We start from the raw sequence: 19,279 nt of genomic DNA, 5'->3' as shown, positions 1-19,279 counted from the left end.
ACGCGCTGTTCGCCGAGACCTCCAACGCAGCAGCCACGCCCAACGCCGTGACGCCCTCCGCGAACAGCTCCCCGGCCCGACGACGCACCAACTCCCGCCGCTCCCGCGCAGCCGAGTTCAGACCACCACCATCGCCGTACCGCATACCCCCAGCACACCGCCGCCACAGGCCAAAGCGATCACCCACAAAGAAGGAGCAACCCAAACCCTGACCCCGAAAGGTCTCTAGCCAGCCGCCACTTGCCGGTCGCGTCGTCCAGGACCAGGTCGCCGGAATGGCTGCCGAACATGACGGTGGCGTTCTGCGACCGCCAGCACGAGTCCGAGGTGGCATTGGAGTAGAACGGTGCGTAGCTCGCCGCAGTCTTGCTCGTGTTCAGCCACGCCCGCAGCGTGTCCCCTTCACGGCCAATGATGTCCGTGGCACCGTCGCCGTCGAAGTCACCCGCCGTGAGCAGGTTGACGGAGTACCAGACGTTGCTGTTGAACACGCTCGCGGCCTTCGACGGCGCACCGGGCGTCGAGGTGTTCTTGTGGAAGTACATGTCGGAGCCGTAGACCGTCATGATGTCCGGCTTGCCGTCACCGTCGTAGTCCTTCAACGGCAGGAACGTGCCCCAGATCGCCCAGCCCGTCCCCCAGACCGTCGCCGCCCCGAGGCTCAGCGTGCCCGCCGCGCCGTTGCCGGGCCACAGGTACAACGCGTCGCCGGACCGGCCGAGAATGTCACGCTTGCCGTTGCCGTCGAAGTCGCCCTCCATGAACGAGTTGACGGACCCCCACCCGGCACTCAACAGCGACGACGACACCGAAAAGGTCCCCGGCGTCGATGTGTTCTTGTGGAACCACATCTGCCCCGACGAGTTGACCGCCAGAATGTCGACCTTGCCGTCGTTGTCGTAGTCCGCCATCGGCAGGAACGTGCTGTACCCCGACCAACCCGACCACACCACTGGCGCCGCCGTCGAGAACGTCCCCGGCGTGCTCGTCCCCCGCCAGATGTACAGACTGCCACCAGCCCGACCGACCAGATCCACCTTGCCGTCAGCGTCGAAATCCCCAGCCATGAACGAGTCGACCGAACTCCAGCCGCTGCTCACGAACTGCGCCGCCGCCGTCGCCGCACCCGCATGCGACGTGTTCCGCCAGAACCACATGTCCGCCCCGGCCACCGCCAACGCGTCGACCTTGCCGTCACCGTCATAGTCCAACGTCGGCAACATCTTGCCATACCCCGACCAACCCGACGACACATCGATCCGGTTGTTGTAGTCATCCACACACGACCGGAACGACCGCTCGATGTACCCAGGCTCGTAACCCCAACCCTCACCCACCCACGACGTCTGCGCCCCACTCGCATTCGTCCGACCGTCAACAGCGCTCGACGAATACCCCAACGACACATCCGGCACAGGCCCACCCAGCGCTGGCGGCGCTGCTAGCGGGTACGTCCAGGAGAACTCACCGGACTGCGTGCCCGCCTGCCACGACGCCGACGCCGCCAGCGGCGTGTGCGAATAGTCCGGGCCGTCCGCCGACGAGGACAACGCCGTCACCGCGAGCACCGTCGGCGACGATGCCACCGAGGTCCCCGACCGCGACGCCTCAGCCAGATCCGCCTTCGACGCAACCTGTGCCCCCACCGAGATGTCCGCCGTCAGCCGACCGGTCACAGTGTCGTTGCGGGTGGCCAATGCAGTGCCTAGTTGGCACGCCTTCATCTGCGGCGTGCTCACCGCACACTCCGGAAGTTGCACCAAGCTCAGCCGCGCGGACCAGTCGCCGCCGTACGCATCCCGGAACCCGGAATAGTCGAACTCCACCGACGCCGACCCGACCGCGGACACGTCATCCGCCCACGACATGCGCAGCACCACACCCGCCACGCCGACGGCCGCTGCCGCTGCCCGGTCGAACACCTCGACCTTCAACCTTGACGGGCCGGTGCCAGTGGTCTTCGCCTGCGCCGAACGACCTGCCCGTACAGGCGAACTCCCCGCTCTGGTCCGAGCGCCGGCCGCCGGCACGGAGATATCCACCTCCGACGACCCCGCCGCCGGCCAGGTCACCGGGCGCGGCGACCATCCGGCAGCGGTCTCCGTCGCTGACATCGCCTTCGACTTCGTGGGCAGCGTTGAGACCGTCGCCGACTTCTGTGACGGCACGTCCGGCTTGACCGGCGCCGGCGCCGCTTGTGCCGGCAGCGCCACAAACACAGCAGCGACCAGCATGCCTGCCGCTGCGACCGCGGTCACCCGCCGACCGATCCACGTGCGAGCAACCACGACATGCCTCCCCGTTCAGGACATCGAGCAAGAGGAAGGCTAAGGATCGAACGACGTTTTCCGACAGAGTATTCACCGCAAGATCACGCACCGCTACGACCTCCGCAGACCGAACGCTCAGCCAGCCAGCATTGCGTGCCCGCCGGGGTGACGCACATCACGGGAGGCGCTCACCGCACGCATTCAATCGTGCCCATGTGTTCGCGGATTGCCCGAGCGATGAACTCGTACGGGCGGGAGGCGTCATTGGCATCCGGCAGGTGCATCAGTCCGCGGTGCTCCGGGCCGGGCCTCGCGAGCGCCATCAGGAGATCGACCTCAACGACGAACGCCGCCATGTCGTCCGACCCGAAACGCGTCACTCTGTATGGATCAACTTGGCTGAGCAGGGGAAACGCCGCTGTGAACCCGGTTCAACAGTGCCCGACGCAGAGTCACGAGGGTGGAAACGACGGGCGCGTCCGGGGTAGCGAGGTGTTTCCGCCGGTCCCGCCCGCGCTTGCACCCGAGACCGATGGCACCGACCCGACGGGCGGCGAACAGCGCCCCGGCGTATCACTCACCAACTTCCGCTTCGCCAGCAGCGCGGCGACCGCCCGCATCCGGGCGCCGGTGCCGTGTGCGTCCCGGACGTTCGGCACGCCGGTGCGGCCTGAAGCCGGGTCCGCGGGCGGTGGTGGGTCACGGGACAGGGGTCTGGGTCGGGAAGTCGCGCAGGGTGCGGGTCTCGGTGGTGAGCAGGGGCAGCGGGGCGATGACGTACAGGGCGGCGAGCGCCCACATGGCGGGGCGGATGCCGAGTGTCGAGGCCAGCAGGCCGGCGGTCGCCGCGCCGAGTGGGACGGTGCCGAAGACGAAGATGCGGGAGGCCGCGGTGACCCGGCCGAGCAGGTGTGCGGGGACGAAGCTGCCGCGGAAGGTCATGGTCATCACGTTGGACATCGTGGCTCCGGCGAGGGCGATGAAGGAGCCCGCCGTGAACAGTGCCAGGCGCCAGCCGTGGCCGCCGAGCGGCAGCAGCAGGACGAAGGGGGCGGCCGCAAGGTTCGCCAGCAGGTAGGTGCGGGCGCTGCCGAAGCGGCGGGACGCGCGGGAGGCGAGGGCGGCGCCGAGGATGGCGCCGAGGCTGCCGACGCCGATCACGAGGCCCGCGGTCCCCGGTGGAGTGCCTTCGGCGCGGACCAGGAAGACGACGCGCAGCGCGGTGATGCCCAGCATCGCGAAGTTGGTCACCGCCGCGACCACCAGCATGGCCTGCAGGAGGCGTCCCCGCATGATGAAGCCGATGCCGTCGGCGATCTGGCGCAGCATGCCCGGGCGGTCGCCCGCGGCGGGGCCCGGCTCCGGGTCGGGGCGTAGGCCGAGCAGGCAGGCCGCCGACACCAGGAAGGTGCCGGCGTCGATGAGGATGCCGCTGACCGGGCCGGCCGCCTGGGCCAGCAGGCCGCCGAGGCCAGGTCCGGCGACGAGGGCGACCGACGCGCTGGTCTGCAGCTTGGCGTTGCCCTCCATGAGGTCGTCCGCGCCGACGAGATGGGGCAGGAAGGCGTTGAACGCCACGTTGGCGAAGACCCCGGCGGTCCCGGCGAGCAGCGCGGCCACCAGCAGGACGGGCATGGTCAGTACATCGGTCCAGGCCGCGATCGGGACGGCCGCGAGCACCGCCGCGGAGGCGACGTCGGCGATCAGCAGGGTACGCCGGCGCGGCCACCGGTCGACCCAGACGCCGACCGGCAGACCGATCAGCAGCCATGGCAGCCAGGTGGCGGCCGTGAGCAGGGCGACCATGGCCGGACCGGCCTGCAGGGTCGTGACGGCCACCAGCGGGAGCGCCACCGTCGTCATCGCGGAGCCGACCGCGCTGGTCGACTGCCCGGTCCACAGCAGGGCGAAGTTCCGCGTCCGCAGCAGCCCACCCGCGGGCCGTACCGACGCCGGAAACGACTTCATGGACGGAGCGGCCGATGCGTCAGACCGTCGATCATCTGGGCAGCGTCACACGACGGGCCTGGAACGTCGACTGGTTTTTGCAGCCAACCATGTGCGGCGGTAGCTGGTACATCTTCTGGATGCAACCCGACGGCGAACGCGTCAGGGTCGGTTGTGCACGAACCACGCGTCGCCGGCGGTCAGGGCGACGGCGACCTCCCACCGGCTCAGGTCGAGGTTGCCGGCGAGCCCCTTGAGCTGACCGGCCGCGGTCCACGCCTCGTCACCCGCGGCCGGGCGGCGACCCACCTGGAACTGCAGCATGGTGCCCCACGACGCGACCAGCCGGGCATCCCACCGGTCCTGCCACTGCGCGAGGAGCTCGGCCAGCTTGTACTGGTACTCCCGGGTCTCCGCCCCGTAGAAGTCGACCCAGTACGCCGAGCTGCGGACGTCGCCGGTGGGCAGCAGCATGAGCAGGACGCTGTCGGGCGTGTACCAGTAGCCGGTCTGCGTCACGAACCGCACGCTGTCCAGCACCCGGGCGTGCAGGTCGGGGTCGGCGAGCACCCTGTCGTACAGCGCCCGCTCCAGCGCCTGCCGCGGCACCGGCAGCGCCACGTCCGACACCAGGCCCGTCAGGTCGACGCCGGCGATGCTCCGCGCGTAGTACTCGAGCTCGCCCTCAACGACTTCGTCGTCCTCGCCGTAGTGGCGGTACGCCAGCCACGGCTCGGACGCCCGGGCCGCCTCGGCGAACGCGCGCAGCTCCGGCTCCGACGGACCCGGCTCACTCTCGGACAGCATGCGCATCGAATCGTCGAAGTCGTCGGTGACCAGGACCGGCCGGCGCCCGGTGACCGGCACCAGCGCCTCGGCCGCCCGCCACCCCTCGTGCAGCCGGTCAGGGTCGACGTCCGCGACGATGACGGTGCCCGACGGGCCGTGCCCGACCGGCAGCCCGGCCAGCGGAGTACCGACGAAAGCCGCCGTAATGAGGTCGAGGTCATTCAACACGGTGACAGTCTCTCCGATGCGGCGGCATGGAGGTGCCCGGGCTGCCCCGTGGCAGCCCGGGCGGACAAGGGCGAGGAGCGGTCAGTGCACCGGCACGGCCGGCTGGTCGGCGTGGGCCGGAGGGTGGGAGCCGGTGCGGGACAGGCGGCCGGGCCACCAGGCGGAGCGTCCGATGTGGAGGGTCAGGGCGGGCACGAGCAGGCTGCGCACCAGCAGCGTGTCGATGAGGACGCCGGCGGTGACGATGACGCCGATCTGGGCCGAGGGCACCATCGGCAGGATGGTCAGGGCCGCGAACGTGGCGGCGAGGACCACGCCGGCGCTGGTGATGACGCCGCCGGTGACCGTCAGGGCGTGCAGGACGCCCGCGCGGTGGCCGAGCTGGGCGGTCTCCTCGCGGGCCCGGGTCATCAGGAAGATGGTGTAGTCGACGCCGAGGGCCACGATGAACAGGAACGTCTGCAGCGGCACCGCGCTCCACAGCCGCGGGTGGCCCATCGCGTCGAGGATGAAGCCCGCCGCGCCGAGCGCCGCCGCGTAGGACAGCACGACGCTCGCCAGCAGCACCAGCGGTGCCACGACGGCGCGGAGCAGGAACATCAGGACCAGCAGGATGACGGCGAGGACGAGCGGGATGACGACGAGGTTGTCGCGGCTGGTGACGGCGTCGCCGTCGGCCTCGAACGCGGTGTCGCCGCCGACGATCGCCTCCGAGCCAGGAACCCCCCGCACGGCGGCCCGCAGCCGCTCCAAGGACGCCAACGCGACGTCGCTGGTCGGTTCGGCGGTGAACGTCGCCTCGATGCGCACCCAGCGCCCGTCCGCCGAGCGCACCGGCGCGCCGACGGTCGCGACGCCGTCGACGGCGCGGGCCGCCTCCAGCACGGGCGCTTCGGAAGCGGCCGTGGCGAGGACGACGGCGGGTGCGAGGGTGCCGCCGGGGTAGTGCCGTTCGATGAGCCGCTGCCCGGTGATCGAGCCGACCTCCTTGGTGAAGATCTCCGCGCCGGGCAGGCCGATGCTCAGGTTCGTGACGCCGAACGTCAGCGCGGCCAGCACCGCCGCGGTCGCGAGCCAGACCGTGCGGGGGCGGGCGCCGACGACCCGGGCGATCCGCGCCCAGACCCCGTGGTCGGCGGCGACGTCCTGGTTCGCGATCCCCGGCGTGTACCGCGGGACGAACGGCCAGAACACCCACCGGCCGAACAGCACCAGCACCGCCGGCAGCAGGGTCGTCATCGCGCACAGGGTCGCGACGACCGCGACGGCACCCACCGGTCCGAGGCCGTGCGTGGCGGGCAGGTCGGCGGCGAGCAGGCACAGCAGGCCGATCGCGACCGTCGCCGCCGACGCGCAGATCGCCGGGAAGGACCGGCGCAACGCGATCGCCATCGCCTCGTGCCGGTTCTCGTGCCGGCGGAGTTCCTCGCGGTACCGGGCGATGATGAGCAGCGCGTAGTCGACGCCGACGCCGATGGCGAGGATCGTCATGATGTTCTGGCTCTGCAGGTCGACGGCGAGCCCGGCGTGCTTGGCGAGCAGGTAGACGACGCCGCCGGCGACCTGGCTGGCGACCGCCGCGGTCAGCAGCGGGATCAGCCACAGCACCGGGCTGCGGTACGTGAGCAGGAGCAGCAACGCGACCGCGCCGACCGTGGCGAGCAGGAGGGTGATGTCGACGCCTTCGAACGCGTCGGCGAAGTCGTCCTCCGCACCGGCGGATCCGGTCAACGCGACCTGCAGCCCGTCCGGGCGCTGCGCGGCGAGACGGTCCTTCACCGGGGCGACCGCGGCCGTCTGCTCCTCGTCGGTACCGGCGAGCGCGAACGACAGCAGCAGCGCCTTGCCGTCCGCGGCGGGCACCGGCTCCGGCACCGTCCCACCGGCGGCGTGCGCGGCGAACGCGGCCCGGTCCCCGGCCACCTTCGCCCGGTCGGCGTCGGTGAGCCCGGACTCGCGGACGTACACGGCGACGGCGACGAGCGTGTCCGGCTCGGGGAACGCGGCCTCGGCGAGGGCGGCGGCGCGGCTGGCCTCCGCGGACGCGGGCAGCGAGCCGAGCGAGTCGTTGTCCTGCACGTCGGTGAGCTTCAGCGCGAGCGGGCCCAGCACCGACGCGATGACGACCCAGAGCGCCAGCATGAGCAGTTTCGTACGGCGGCCGGACGGCAGCCTGGACAGCGTGGACATCGCGGGTTCCTCCCTGGAGTGGCGATGCCTTCGATCCAACGCACCGCGCGCCGCGCGGGCAGGAGTGGCACGTCCCGAACCGTGGTGGTGATAGCACCACCGCCACCGCCGGGCGCGTGGGCGAGAATGGGACCGTGCCTGCATCCGATCGCGTCAAACGCGGACTGCTGGCGGGATTGCGCAGCATCCTGCTGGCGATCGGCACGCTGTCCACGAACATCGCCCTGCTCGTGCTCTTCGTCGTGTCGGTCGTGCTCACGGTCGCCGGCGTCGGCATCTTCCTCGTGCCGCTCGTCGCGGTCGGCGTCCGCGCCGTCACCGACCTGCACCGCCGGCTGCTGACGGAGTGGACCGGTGTCGTGATTCCGCGTCCGTACCGGCAGCGCCCCGCCGACGCCGGCCTGTGGCGCCTGTACCGCTGGGTGGTGACGGACCCCGCGACCTGGCGGGACCTGCTGTGGCTGGTGTTGTCCGTGCAGGTGGTGGGGCTGCTGCTGATCACCCCGCCGGCCCTGATCGCCAGCGGCGTCGAGGGCGTGCTCGGCGTGCCGGTGCTGCTGTACTTCGTGATGGACTGGTACGGCTACGGCGTCTTCTGGCCCATGGACAACCTCGCGAAGGCGCTGGCGAGCTGGCCGCAGGGGGTCGGCATCCTGGCCGCCGGGCTGACGCTCACCCCGTACACGCTGCGCTGGTACGCGCAGTTCACCCAGTGGTTCCTGGCGCCGACGCGGGCAGCCGCGCTCGCCCAGCGGGTCGACCGGCTCACCCAGACCCGCACCGACACCGTCGACGCGCAGGCGACCGAGCTGCGGCGGATCGAGCGGGACCTGCACGACGGCGCGCAGGCGCGGCTCGTCGCGGTCAGCATGAAGCTCGGCCTCGCCGAGGAGCTGATGGCCCGTGACCCGGAGGCGGCGATGCGGCTCATGGCGCAGGCCCGCGAGCACAGCGGCCTCGCCCTGGCGGAGCTGCGCGACCTGGTCCGCGGCATCCACCCGCCGGTCCTCGCCGAGCGCGGCCTCGACGGCGCCGTCCGCGCGCTCGCGATCAGCGCGCCGCTGCCCGTCGACGCCGACGTCGACCTGCCGGGCCGCCCACCGCCGCCGGTGGAGTCGGCGGCCTACTTCGCGGTCGCCGAGGCCCTGACGAACATCGCGAAGCACAGCGGCGCGTCCGGCGCGCGGATCCGCCTGTCGTACCGGCGCGACCGCATCCTCATCGAGGTCAGCGACGACGGCCGGGGCGGCGCCGACCCTGCCGCCGGCAGCGGGCTGAGGGGGATCGAGCGACGCCTCGCCGCGTTTGATGGCACCATGTCCGTGGCCAGTCCGCCCGGCGGACCCACCACCGTGACGATGGAGCTGCCGTGCGAGTTGTCATCGCCGAGGACCTCGCCCTCCTCCGCGACGGACTGATCCACATCCTGCAGGCGTTCGACTTCGAGGTCGTCGCGGCCGTCGACAACGGTCCGTCGCTGCTGCCCGCGCTGCTCACCCACCGCCCCGACGTGGCGGTCGTCGACGTGCGGCTGCCGCCCACCTTCACCGACGAGGGGCTGCAGGCCTCGATCGCGGCCCGCGCCGAGGTCCCCGGGATGCCGATCCTCGTGCTCTCGCAGCACGTCGAGCAGCTGTACGCGCGGGAGCTGCTCGCTTCGGGCGCCGGCGGCGTCGGCTACCTGCTGAAGGACCGGGTCTCCAACGTGGGCCAGTTCATCGACGGGGTCCGCCGCGTCGCGGAGGGCGGCACCGTCATGGACCCGGAGGTGATCGCGCTGTTGCTGGCCCGCCGCCCCGCCGACCGGATCGCCGACACGCTCACCGCCCGCGAACGCGAGGTCCTTGCCCTGATGGCGGAGGGCCGCTCCAACGCGGCGATCGCCGGCCGGCTGTTCGTGACGGAGAAGGCCGTCAGCAAGCACATCAACAACATCTTCAGCAAGCTCGGCCTCCCCCCGTCCGGCGACGACAACCGCCGCGTCATGGCCGTGCTCACCTACCTCGACCAACTCGCCTGACGCAACTAATCTATATATCTGGGGTGATGCTCTGCGGGGGAGACGGCATGAGGTTCTATCGCGGTCCACGGTCGTTGCGCGGTGTGCTCTGGTTCTTCGGTGTCTGGATCACGTTCGCGACCGTCCTGGTCGGGCTGGGCCTGTGGCTGACGTGGGAGGACACCCACGGCGGCGAGGCCATCGCGACCGTCCAGCGGGTCGACCGGTACCCGACCCTCCCGAGTGAGTTCGCCGCGATCGACGACGCCGCATGGTCGAACACCGATCAACTGCAGTGGCAGTACACGTCGGTCTTCGTGCTGCCCGACGGCACCCGTTGTGAGACGACCGCCCGGCTGTTTCCGGACGACCGGCGGGTCGAGGTCGGCGATGCCACCGAGGTGCACTACTCGCGCTGGCAGCCGTGCTCGAACGTGCAGCGGGCCGACCGGCCGCGCCCCGACATGTCCACCGTGCTCGGCGGGGGCGCCACCATGCTGGGCATCAGCCTGGTCGTCTTCGTCATGACGATCGCGTTCGTCCGCGCCCTCCCCGCCAGAGCGGCGGCCGGGGTGACCGGTCCCGAGGATCACGGGCCGGCCCAGTCCGCGCGGCGGCTGCCGGGCTGGCGCCCCTGACGGCTGCCCTATCTCGCGTCCACCAGGTCGTTGAGTGCGGCGGCGGTCGCGTCGTCGGCCGGCAGGAACGCTTCCAGCCGCAGCTCCGCCACGGTCACGTCGGTCGCGGTGCCGAAGTGGGTGAGGGTGGTGACGAGCCGCAGCTCGTGACCGGCCGCTCGCAGCCGTAGCGGCACCGCGAACCCGAGGTGGTCCTGCGGCACCTGCCGTGGCGGCGCGTACCCGGCGAGCTCTTCGGCGAGGCGGGCGAGCCGGTCGCTCGGGTTGCGTTCGCTCTCCGCCCCGACCCGGTCGATGACGTGCCACGCCCACTGGGCCAGGTTCACGATCCGTGGCGCGAGCCCTTCCGGGTGCAGGAGGATCCGCGGTACTGACACTGGCGCCGCCCGCAGCGACGGGGTGACGCCGCGGGTGATGGCGTCGAATCCGGCGTTGGCGGCGACGAGGTCGCCGTGCCGGTCCACGACGACCGCCGGGTACGGCAGGTGCCCGTGCAGCACCCGTTCGAGCGCCGTCCGGACCGACCTGAGCTCGGGCCCGTCGAGGTCGCCGTGCGGGTACGCGGGCGCGAACCCCGCGGCGAGCAGCAGCTCGTTGCGCTCCCGGATCGGCACCTCCAGGGACTCCGCCAGCCGGATGATCATCGAGCGTCCGGGTGCCGACCGCCCGCTCTCGATGAAGCTGACGTGCCGCTGGGTGGTCCCGGCCCGTGCCGCCAGCTCCAGCTGGCTGACCCGCCGCCGGGTCCGCCACGTCCGCAACGCTTCGGCGATCATGCCTTCTGTCTACCGGTTCGCCGGCCGCCTGACGATTCCCTGCGGGGAATTGCCGGTAGGCGGTGGACGCAGCACAGTTCGGCGCATGTCCGATCACGATCTGCAGCAGCTCATCGACCGTTACGTCGCCGTGTGGGGCGAGCCCGACCCGGCCCGCCGCCGCGCCGCCGTGTGTGACCTGTGGACCGGCGACGCCGTGCACGTCCTGCAGCCGCCGCTGGAGATGCGCCAGGCGGCCGCCGGTCTCGGCTTCGGCCGGCTCGCGCTGGAGGCCCGCGGCCATGACGCGCTCGAGTCGCGGGTGTCTCGCGCGTACGAGGAGTTCGTCGCGCCCGGTGGCTACGTCTTCCGCGCCCGGGGCGACGCCGACCGCCTCCACGACGTGGTCAAGTTCCACTGGGAGATGGTGCCCACCGGCGGGGGCGCCCCCGCCGGCGTCGGCCTGGAGATCCTCGTCCTCTCCCCCGACGGCCGGATCGCCGCCGACTACCAGTTCATCGAGGCCTGACCCGTCCCATGCGGCCGCGATGGACCGACGGTCCTACGCGGCCGCGATGGACGCTTCCGCCGCGGCCTTGTCGACGCCCAGGCCGGCGAGGACGCCCGTGCCGTCCTCGAGCTCGAGCAGCGCGAGCAGGATGTGCTCGGTGCCCACGTGGTTGTGGTTCATCCGCAGGGCCTCCCGGAAGGTCAGCTCCAGGCCCTTCTTGGCGTGCGCGTCGAACGGGATGAGCGCGGGCACGGCGTCGGCGGCCGGCGGCAGGGTCGCGACGGCGGTCTCCCGGACGGCGTCCAGCGACACGCCCTGGGCGACGATCGTCTGGGCGCCGAGCGCGGTCGGGTCGGCGACCAGGCCGAGCAGCAGGTGCCCCACGCTGATGTGGTCGTTGCCTCTGGCACGGGCCTCCTCCTGCGACGCGACGACGACCTTCCGGGCCCGGTCGGTGAAGCGGCTGAAGCCCTGGCTGGCGTCGAGGTCGGGCGCCTCGCCCTTGGCGACGAACCGCTTCTGGGCCGCCTGCTTGGTGACGCCCATGCTGCGGCCGATGTCCGTCCAGGAGGCGCCGGAGCGGCGGGCCTGGTCCACGAAGTGCCCGATCAGGTGGTCCGCCACGTCGCCGAGGTGGTCGGCGGCCAGCACCGCGCTGGTGAGCTGGTCGAGGGCCTCGGGGTGCGTCTTCTTGATGGCCTCGATCAGGTCGTCGAGCCGGATCTGGCTGGTGGCGGGTTCAGGTGTCGTCATGCGTCAACCATAGGTTGACGATTCGGTTTGCGTCAACTCAGCGTTGACGATCCTGGTGGCCATTAGACTGCCGAAGTGACCGAAGCTGGCAGGCAGACGGGGAGCTACACGGACAGCTGGCACCGGCAACCGCTGCCCCCGCCGCTGGACGGCGCTCCGTGGCCGACGTCGGCGCAGTGGTCGGCGATCGCCGCCGTGTGGCTGCTGGCCGCGTGGACCGGCGAGGCGACGCCCGGCTGGCGCGGCGAGTGCGTCACCGGCACCGCGCCCAGCCGCGACGCCGAGCAGTGGCCGCAGCCGCCGGCGCTGGAGTCGATCGCGGCCATCGGCGGCTTCCCCACCGGGCCCGTCGCGGCCGAGGTCCTGATCAGCCTGGTCCAGCCGGCCCCCGGCCGCCCGTTCGACTCCGCCCGCCCCGAGGCCGACGTGGCCGCCGACGTCGCCGCGCTGCTGGCCGCCCGGATCCCCGCGACCGACCACCGGGCCGCCGTGCTGCTGGAGTACCTCGCCGGGCGGCTGACCGGGCCGTACACCGACCTGCTGCGCGTCTCGACCGGCCACGACGACCTGCACCTGCTGCACCGCGACCCGTCGCACGGCCGGACGCTGCGCCTGACCGTGTCCCCCGCGGCCACGACCGAGCCGCCGCCGGTGCTCGCCGCCGACGGCGCCGACGGTCCGCTGCGCACCCGGCTCGCGTGCCTGCTGACGCTGCTGAGCGCCGAACTGTGGGTGAACAACAACAACCCCGTGACGTTCCGGGTGTGGATCGGCCCGCGCGACACCGCCGACCCCGTCGCCGACGCCACCTCCTGGTGGACCCGCACCCGCGAGGAGCCACCCGACGAGCCGCCGCACCTGCACCCGGTCACCGTCGAGGAGCTCGACCTCGGCGTGTACACGATCGTGCGCGGCTCATTGCGCGACCTGTTCGACGACGACTGGGACGGCGTCGAGGAGTGGCCGCACGTCCCGCAGAACCACCTCACCCGGCACCTGTACCGCGACCTGCTCGACCTTCTCCTGACCCGCACCGCCGGCCAAGGCACCCCGCCGGACGTCCTGTACACCGGCTACCTGCCGATCACCGGCCGCCCCGACGACACCGAGGACGACGACTTCCTGGGCACCGTCATCTTCGTCGGCCCCACCGACGTCGCCGTCCTCGACCTCGACCTCAACTGCTGACCACCGCTCACTGGCGGATGACCAGCAGCGTCCTCGCGCGTTCCCGGGCGACCGCGAGCGCCCGCTCCAAGGTGTGCGGGTCGAGCGCGCCGAACGTCTCGTCGAGCACCAGCACCTCCGGCTCCTGCAGGAGCGCCCGGGCCAGGAACACCAGCGACCGCTCGCCGTGGGACAGCTGCCAGCCGGTCTCACCGACGATCTGCGCGAGCCCGGACGGCATCCGGTCGAGCAGGTCGCCGAGGCCGAGGGCGCGGCAGACCGCGTCGGCGTCGGCGAGGTCGCCGGGCGTGGCCGGCCAGCCGCGACCGATGAGCAGGTTGAGCGCGAGCGGGCCGAGCATCAGGTGGTTGTGGTCCGGCTGCGGGACGGTCAGGACCCGGCCGCGCCACCCGGCGGCGCCGACCTCGGCCGGCGTCGCGCCGTGCAGGCGCAGGACGCCGCTGGACGGGACGCGCTGCCCGCCGAGCAGTCCGGCGAGGGTCGACTTGCCGCTGCCGGACGCGCCTTCCAGCAGGATCCGATCGCCGGCGTCGACCCGCAGCGTGACCTGTTGCAGGACCGGCCGCTCACGCCCGGGATAGGTGTAGCCGACGTCATCGGCCTCCAGCAGCGGGACACCGTCCGTCCCGTCCGGACACAGTGGACCGTCCTCTGTGGAGCCGCTGGGCAGCAGCGGACGCAGCGCGTCCCAGGCGCATCTGGCGTCGGCGACCCCGGCCAGGCCGCCCACCAGCCGGCCCAGCGCGCCGAAGGTGAACAGCACGCCGCCCGCCGCGGCGGCCACGCTCACCCGGTCCGCGCCCTGCGCGGCCCGCGCCGCGAGCAGCACGACGCCGGTCAGCGCCCAGCCGCGCGGCACCAGCGCGGTGAGCGCCGTCCAGCTGCGGTCCATCCGGCGGGCCAGCGTGGCGTACAGGTCGTGGGTGCCGTCGCCGGGCGGGTCGTCGGGCTGCTGCACAGCCCGCGTCCGGTGCCCGGCGACCTGCTCGGCGAGCGTGTTGCCCAGCGCCAGCCGGACCGCGCTCCACCGGCGGCGGCGCTGCTCGTACCGGCGCAGCAGCACCGCGGCGACCACCAGCCAGGCGGCTAGCAGCAGACCCGCGACCGGCCCGAGCGCGGCGGTGAGCAGCACACCGGCGAGCACCAGCTCCAGCCCGCCGGCCAGCCCGGCCAGCGCGCCGCCGACCGCGAGGTCCTCCAGGCTCTCCGCCTCCAGGACCCGGCCGAGGAGGTGGCCGGTGCCCTCACGCCGTACGTGGGACTCGTTGAGCGCCAGCGCGCCTCGCAGCAGCCGGCCGCGCAGCCGGCGGCCGATCACCGTCGCCAGCTCGCCCTGCAGCCGGACCGCCGCCGCCCGGCAGAGCAGGCTCCCGGCGAGCGCGGCGGCCCAGAGCGCGATGCTACGGCCGGTGACGTCGCCGTCCAGCGCGGCGCCGCCGAGCACCAGCCAGGAGCCGAGGAACAGCCCGTACTGCGCGGCGTGGCAGACCGCGAACGCGACCACGAGCACCCGGATCACGCGTCCACCTCCACCGCGACGGTGCCGCCGGCGACCCGCACGCGCCGCCACGACGGGTCCGCGAACCGCGCGTCGACGGTGCTCTCCGCGTCGAGCAACGCGCGGAACCGGGACGCCGGATCGGCTGCGAGCGCCGAGGGGATGCCGTCCTCGGCGATCCGTCCACCGTCGACCACCAGGACCCGCGGGAAGGTCAGCGTGTCGGCGACGTCATGGGTGATGAACAGCAGGGTCGCGCCCGGCCACCAGCCGCGGGCCCGGGCCAGCAGCTGCCGGCGCCGGTCCCGGCTCAGCCCGCGGAACGGCTCGTCGAGCAGGACCAGCCGCCGGCCCGGCTGGTTGCGGGCGCGACCGAGCCGGACCCGCTGCGCCTCGCCGCCGGACAGCAGCCCGCCGCGCTCGCCGAGCACTCTGAAGAGTCCCGAGCCGGGCCCCGGAGCGAGCTCCGGACCACGTCCCGAGCCGGGCCCTGTGTCGAGCGCGTCGACGACCGGCCCGAGGTCGGCGTCGATGATCGCGCCGGACAGTGGCGCCACCGGGTCGCCGCCGTAGCGGAGGTTGTCGGCGAGGGAGGCGTTCCACAGCGTCACGCCCGGCTCGACCCATGCGGTCACCCGGCGCAGCGCGGCCGCGTCGAGCGCGACGCCGTCGACCTCCACGACCCCGGCCGCGGCGGTATGCCAGCCGAGCAACAGCCCGGCGAGCGTTGACTTGCCCGAGCCGGACCGGCCGACGACGGCGATCTGCGCGCCCGCGGGCACGTCGAGGTCCGTCACGCTCAGGATCGGCCGCCCGCCGGCGACCACCTCGACATCGCGAAGCCGAAGCCGTGTACCCCCGGGATGCGGACGGTCCGCAGTGGCCGGCGGCTCGGCGGCGGCCGGCGGCTCGGTGATGGCCGGCGGCTCGGTGATGGCCGGCGTCGCGAAGGGCTCGACGAGGCGCAGGGTGACGCTGCGCAGTCCGGGAAACCGTCGGGCCAGCACCGCCAGCTGCTGGCCCAGGGCCGGGATCGCCGCCGCCCAGTACACCAGGAGCAGCAGCGCGGCGGGGTCGGTGACCCGGCTGGTCGCCCCGGCCAGCAGCCACGCGACACAGCCCAGCCCGATCGCGCCCTGGACCAGGTCCGCAGCGGCGGCGGTGCGGTGCACGGCGCGGACGGCCGCGGCCCACGGGCCGAGCATCCGCTCGTGCATGCCCTGCACCACCGCCTCGGCCCGGTGCGCGCGGATCGCGGTCAGGCCGGTGAGCGCGTCGAGGTAGCAGCGGGCGATCGCCCCGACGTGGCTGCGCATCCGCAGGTCGCGCTCCGCCTGCACCGGCAGGAACAGCCAGCCGGCGAGCGTGCCGAGCACCGCCGCGCACGCGGCCGGCAGGGCGCTGCGCGGGTCGACGAGCCCGATGACGACCGGGAGCAGGAGCAGCAGGGTGCCCGTGCGGGCGGCGTCGACGACGAGCGCCGGCAGCTCCCGCAGGCGGTGCAGCCGGTGTGCCCGCTCGGCCAGGTCGGACAGGGGACGGCTGCGGATGTACCGGTCGGGCAGGCGCGGCAGGCGGCCGGCGAGCGCGGTCCGCAGGCCCTGTTCGAGGCGACGGCCGGCGGCGGCGACCTGGCCGGCCACGACGCCGTCCAGCGCGAGCAGCGCCACCGCGAGCGCGACGAGCGCCGGCACGACCCGGCCCGGGTCCGCGGAGAGCAGCGCGCGCACGAGCACCACCTCGGCGAGGACGCCGGCCGCCGCGAGGACGGCACCGGCGGCGACCGCGACGAGCCGGAGACGACCGAGGCCGCGCAGCCGCTCCCGCAGGAAGCGCGACGGTGCGGGGTCCGGCCCGGCGAGCGCGGCACGCAGGTCCGGCGGAAGCGCGGCCGGGTCTGGAGGGTCGCCGGCCCGGCCGCGCACGGCGACAAGGACCGCGCCGCGGATCGTGACCGTGCCCGTCTCGTCCAGCTCCGGCTCCAGGTCCGGCGATGACTCAGGCGATGACTCAGGCGATGGCGATGACTCAGGCGATGGCTCCGGCGATGGCTCCGGGCGGGCGAACCAGTGCTCGTCGGCGATCGACGCCGGATCGTCGGCGAGCGCCCGCAGCGCCGCCTCACCGCGCACGCCGGTGGCCGCGGCCTGGCGGGTGGCCGCGTCCAGCGCGGCGAGCGGCTGCCAGCCGTCCCGGGCCGCATAGTCGTCCAGGACGGTCCCGGGCACGCGTACGCGCGACAGCAGCGCCCGCAAGGGGTCGCCGAACGCGGCCGATCGGATCCAGCGCTCGAACGCGTCGGCCGGGACGCCGAACTCGTGCAGGTACAGCTCGTCGCGCCGGAACGCCGCGGCGGGCACCCAGCGGCGGCCGACCGCCGGGTCCATGATCTGCAGCAGCCCGCCGTGCCGCCGCCAGACGACCACGAAGTGCGTGAGACCGTCGGGGTTGCGGCTGACGACGATCGCCGGCAGCGCGCCCGCGGCGTCGAGCTCGAGATGGTCGGCCGGCAGCATCACCTGCTGGACCTGCAGGCCGAGCTGCGCGGCCGCGTCTTCCAGCGCGTCGATCGAGGTGCCGTCGACGTCGGTCTGGCAGGCGTCGCGCAGGCGGGCATAGCCGGCCCGGATGCCGAACCCGGCGAGCAGGCTGGTCAGCGTCGCCGGGCCGCAGTCCATCGTGGAGGTCTGGACCACCTCGGGCGCCAGGAGCCTGCGCGTTCGCATGCTCAGCCCCGCCCGGCAGGTCGCAACGACGCGAGGTTGGTCTCGGCGGCGCGGCGGGCGGGATGTTCGGCGTCGACCGCCGCGGTGAGGATCCGCAGCGCCTCGGTGGCCAGTTCGGTCGCGTGCCGCAGGTCCCCCGCGTCGGCAACGAGGACCGCGAGGTTGTTGAGCGTGAACGCGAGCTCCGGATGGTCCGGGCCCAGCGTCGCGCGTTTGCCGGTGAGGGCCTGCCGGTAGAGCGCGCCGGCCTCGTCGACCCGCCCCTGCGCGGCGAGGACGGCCGCGAGGTTGTGCTGGTTGACGACGACGTCGTAGTGCTCGGGGCCGTACCGGTCGGTGAAGTATCCGACCGCGTCCCGCAGCAGCGGCTCGGCATCGGCCGGTTTGCCCGCGGCGTGCAGGATCACGCCGAGGTGCGCGGCGTCGGCGACCACGGCGGGGTGATCCGCCGGGTACGCGCGACGGTGCAGCCGCAGCGAGCGGCGCGCGCGCGACTCGGCCTCCGCGGGCCGCCCCCGGCTGTGTTCCAGCCCGGCCAGGTTGTGGCACAGGCCGGCGAGCGCCGGATGGTCCGCACCGTGCCGGGCCGTGAGGGCCGCCTCCACCTGCTGGTAATGCCGCTCGGCGTCCGCGAGGCGCCCGGCGAACTTGTAGAGCACTCCGAGTTCGTTGTGGATGGAGGCGAGCGCGACGTCGTCGTAGGCCTGCGACGCCTGCGCCGCGTGCAGCGCGCCGAGCAGCAGCGGCTCGGCCTCGGTGTACCGCGCCTGGCGCCGCAGCGTGCCGGCCAGCCCGACCCGGGCCGCGACGAGCAGCCGCAGCAGGTCGCCGTCGCCGTGCGGCAGCGCCTCCATGACCCCGACGGCCCGGCGGTGGTGTTCCTCGGCAGCGGTGTGCCGGCCCAGCTCGTCCTCGGCGGTCGCCAGCAGCGTCAGTACGTTTGCGACGTCGGGATGCCCGGGACCGCAGTGCGCCTCGAACGCGGCGAGCGCGGCCCGGCACAGCAGCACCGTCTCCGGGAACCGGTGCAGGGCCATCGCGGACAGCGCCCGGTCGTGCAGTGCGACCGCCTCGTCGAGCGGGTCCGTGATCGTCATGGTCCGGCGTGTCTCCGTGCTGTGGTCCGGCAGGGGTACGGGCTGGGGGCACGGGCCGGCGTCCCGGCGCCGGCCGGGACGGTGCCCGCCCCGGCCGGCGATCTTCGGTCCTACGCCTGGCTGCGGGCGGTCAGCGCCTCGCTGTGCTGGGTGTGGAAGCCGCCGGCCGGCAGCCCCGTGCGGACGGTCAGGGCGGTGCTGTGGTTCAGGATCCGGATCCCGCCGGCCTTGACGGCGCTGCGGACGGTCAGCGCCTCGGTGTGGTTGGCGATACGGATCCCGGCGGTGATGCTGGTCCTGGTGGTCAGGGCCTCCGGCTGCACCGGCGGGCGCCGGTCCGTCTCGCCGTCGGTCTTCTTCGACGTCTGCTCAGACATGCTCACTTCCTTCTGCTCGGATCACACGGGCCGCCGGCGGCGCGTGGCGTCCCGGTCCCCGGGTCGGAGCACGTCTCGCCGGTCGGGTGCCACGAGGGTAGAAGCGCTGTTCCGGCGCGAATTGTCGGTAAGAAGACCACCGAAAAGTGGCCGGGGTCACACCGGTGAGGCCCTCTGCCCCGAATGTGCGTGACCGTCTCCGGGCCGTTGTTCGCACTGATGGCGAGGTCACAGGCACCGCAGGAATCGATCACACCCGGTGTCAAGCGGCCGGGCCCACTGTCACCTTTCCGCCAAACACGAGCGCGTTCGC

The 19,279-nt window shown here is 73.1% G+C and carries 16 protein-coding genes; 5 read left to right on the top strand and 11 right to left on the bottom strand.

Annotated elements, in window-relative coordinates:
• Positions 1-179: 179 nt before the first annotated feature.
• The 5 genes from ABD332_RS06850 to ABD332_RS06830 all read right to left on the bottom strand — a co-directional run bounded on the left by ABD332_RS06850 (position 180) and on the right by ABD332_RS06830 (position 7,424).
• Complete coding sequence (locus ABD332_RS06850) at positions 180-2,258, bottom strand: FG-GAP repeat domain-containing protein (protein WP_344500650.1); 2,079 nt, start codon at positions 2,256-2,258, stop codon at positions 180-182.
• A gap of 200 nt (positions 2,259-2,458) precedes the next feature.
• Complete coding sequence (locus ABD332_RS06845; RefSeq protein ID WP_344500648.1) at positions 2,459-2,626, bottom strand: hypothetical protein; 168 nt, start codon at positions 2,624-2,626, stop codon at positions 2,459-2,461.
• 343 nt (positions 2,627-2,969) lie between these two features.
• On the bottom strand, positions 2,970-4,238 hold the full coding sequence (locus ABD332_RS06840; RefSeq protein WP_344500646.1) for an MFS transporter: 1,269 nt from the start codon (positions 4,236-4,238) through the stop codon (positions 2,970-2,972).
• 141 nt (positions 4,239-4,379) lie between these two features.
• The gene (locus tag ABD332_RS06835; protein ID WP_344500644.1) at positions 4,380-5,234 is read right to left on the bottom strand and encodes a DUF4253 domain-containing protein; all 855 of its coding nucleotides are present in this window, start codon (positions 5,232-5,234) and stop codon (positions 4,380-4,382) included.
• Positions 5,235-5,315: 81 nt separating this feature from the next.
• The gene (locus ABD332_RS06830; RefSeq protein ID WP_344500642.1) at positions 5,316-7,424 is read right to left on the bottom strand and encodes an MMPL family transporter; all 2,109 of its coding nucleotides are present in this window, start codon (positions 7,422-7,424) and stop codon (positions 5,316-5,318) included.
• A 134-nt stretch (positions 7,425-7,558) separates the two neighbouring features.
• On the opposite strand from ABD332_RS06830, the gene ABD332_RS06825 reads away from it, so the two are divergent.
• Genes ABD332_RS06825 through ABD332_RS06815 form a run of 3 tightly spaced genes read left to right on the top strand, consistent with a single transcriptional unit; the run spans position 7,559 to position 10,061 of the window.
• A complete protein-coding gene (locus tag ABD332_RS06825) occupies positions 7,559-8,842 on the top strand; it encodes a sensor histidine kinase (protein ID WP_344500640.1) in 1,284 nt (427 codons plus the stop codon).
• Positions 8,794-9,444, top strand: coding sequence for a LuxR C-terminal-related transcriptional regulator (locus ABD332_RS06820; protein ID WP_344500638.1), 651 nt, complete (start codon positions 8,794-8,796; stop codon positions 9,442-9,444). The genes ABD332_RS06825 and ABD332_RS06820 overlap by 49 nt, the downstream gene beginning before the upstream one ends.
• A 47-nt stretch (positions 9,445-9,491) precedes the next feature.
• Positions 9,492-10,061: a hypothetical protein gene (locus ABD332_RS06815; protein WP_344500636.1), complete on the top strand. Its 570-nt coding sequence runs from the start codon at positions 9,492-9,494 to the stop codon at positions 10,059-10,061.
• Positions 10,062-10,069: 8 nt separating this feature from the next.
• Here ABD332_RS06815 and ABD332_RS06810 read toward each other — a convergent pair whose 3' ends face one another.
• The gene (locus tag ABD332_RS06810; RefSeq protein WP_344500634.1) at positions 10,070-10,837 is read right to left on the bottom strand and encodes a helix-turn-helix domain-containing protein; all 768 of its coding nucleotides are present in this window, start codon (positions 10,835-10,837) and stop codon (positions 10,070-10,072) included.
• An 85-nt stretch (positions 10,838-10,922) separates the two neighbouring features.
• On the opposite strand from ABD332_RS06810, the gene ABD332_RS06805 reads away from it, so the two are divergent.
• A complete protein-coding gene (locus tag ABD332_RS06805) occupies positions 10,923-11,345 on the top strand; it encodes a hypothetical protein (RefSeq protein ID WP_344500632.1) in 423 nt (140 codons plus the stop codon).
• 33 nt (positions 11,346-11,378) lie between these two features.
• On the opposite strand, the gene ABD332_RS06800 is transcribed toward ABD332_RS06805, so the two are convergent.
• The gene (locus tag ABD332_RS06800; RefSeq protein ID WP_344500630.1) at positions 11,379-12,080 is read right to left on the bottom strand and encodes a Clp protease N-terminal domain-containing protein; all 702 of its coding nucleotides are present in this window, start codon (positions 12,078-12,080) and stop codon (positions 11,379-11,381) included.
• 75 nt (positions 12,081-12,155) lie between these two features.
• On the opposite strand from ABD332_RS06800, the gene ABD332_RS06795 reads away from it, so the two are divergent.
• On the top strand, positions 12,156-13,268 hold the full coding sequence (locus tag ABD332_RS06795) for a hypothetical protein (RefSeq protein WP_344500628.1): 1,113 nt from the start codon (positions 12,156-12,158) through the stop codon (positions 13,266-13,268).
• A gap of 7 nt (positions 13,269-13,275) precedes the next feature.
• Here the strand turns inward: ABD332_RS06795 and ABD332_RS06790 are convergent, their stop codons facing one another.
• The 4 genes from ABD332_RS06790 to ABD332_RS06775 form a co-directional block, all read right to left on the bottom strand.
• Positions 13,276-14,787, bottom strand: a complete 1,512-nt coding sequence (locus ABD332_RS06790) for an ATP-binding cassette domain-containing protein (protein ID WP_344500626.1) — start codon at positions 14,785-14,787, stop codon at positions 13,276-13,278.
• Positions 14,784-17,492 (bottom strand): cysteine peptidase family C39 domain-containing protein, encoded by a 2,709-nt coding sequence (locus ABD332_RS06785; RefSeq protein WP_344500624.1) that lies wholly within the window; start codon positions 17,490-17,492, stop codon positions 14,784-14,786. Before ABD332_RS06785 ends, ABD332_RS06790 begins: the two co-directional genes overlap by 4 nt.
• A 2-nt stretch (positions 17,493-17,494) precedes the next feature.
• Positions 17,495-18,589, bottom strand: a complete 1,095-nt coding sequence (locus ABD332_RS06780) for a tetratricopeptide repeat protein (RefSeq protein ID WP_344500622.1) — start codon at positions 18,587-18,589, stop codon at positions 17,495-17,497.
• Between the two features lie 110 nt (positions 18,590-18,699).
• Entirely contained in the window at positions 18,700-18,966 is a 267-nt protein-coding gene (locus ABD332_RS06775) for a hypothetical protein (RefSeq protein WP_344500620.1), read from the bottom strand.
• Positions 18,967-19,279: the final 313 nt, after the last annotated feature.

Origin of the sequence: Dactylosporangium maewongense (assembly GCF_039531485.1) — a bacterium.
GTDB lineage: Bacteria > Actinomycetota > Actinomycetes > Mycobacteriales > Micromonosporaceae > Dactylosporangium > Dactylosporangium maewongense.
This window is presented reverse-complemented; position numbering and strand designations above follow the sequence as displayed.

Excerpts from the sequence above, each read along its gene's own strand:
- ABD332_RS06845 (WP_344500648.1), bottom strand. The coding sequence starts at position 2,626 with ATGGCGGCGTTCGTCGTTGAGGTCGATCTCCTGATGGCGCTCGCGAGG.
- ABD332_RS06840 (WP_344500646.1), bottom strand. The coding sequence starts at position 4,238 with ATGAAGTCGTTTCCGGCGTCGGTACGGCCCGCGGGTGGGCTGCTGCGG.
- ABD332_RS06830 (WP_344500642.1), bottom strand. The coding sequence starts at position 7,424 with ATGTCCACGCTGTCCAGGCTGCCGTCCGGCCGCCGTACGAAACTGCTC.
- ABD332_RS06815 (WP_344500636.1), top strand. The coding sequence starts at position 9,492 with ATGAGGTTCTATCGCGGTCCACGGTCGTTGCGCGGTGTGCTCTGGTTC.
- ABD332_RS06810 (WP_344500634.1), bottom strand. The coding sequence starts at position 10,837 with ATGATCGCCGAAGCGTTGCGGACGTGGCGGACCCGGCGGCGGGTCAGC.
- ABD332_RS06805 (WP_344500632.1), top strand. The coding sequence starts at position 10,923 with ATGTCCGATCACGATCTGCAGCAGCTCATCGACCGTTACGTCGCCGTG.
- ABD332_RS06800 (WP_344500630.1), bottom strand. The coding sequence starts at position 12,080 with ATGACGACACCTGAACCCGCCACCAGCCAGATCCGGCTCGACGACCTG.
- ABD332_RS06785 (WP_344500624.1), bottom strand. The coding sequence starts at position 17,492 with ATGCGAACGCGCAGGCTCCTGGCGCCCGAGGTGGTCCAGACCTCCACG.
- ABD332_RS06780 (WP_344500622.1), bottom strand. The coding sequence starts at position 18,589 with ATGACGATCACGGACCCGCTCGACGAGGCGGTCGCACTGCACGACCGG.
- ABD332_RS06775 (WP_344500620.1), bottom strand. The coding sequence starts at position 18,966 with ATGTCTGAGCAGACGTCGAAGAAGACCGACGGCGAGACGGACCGGCGC.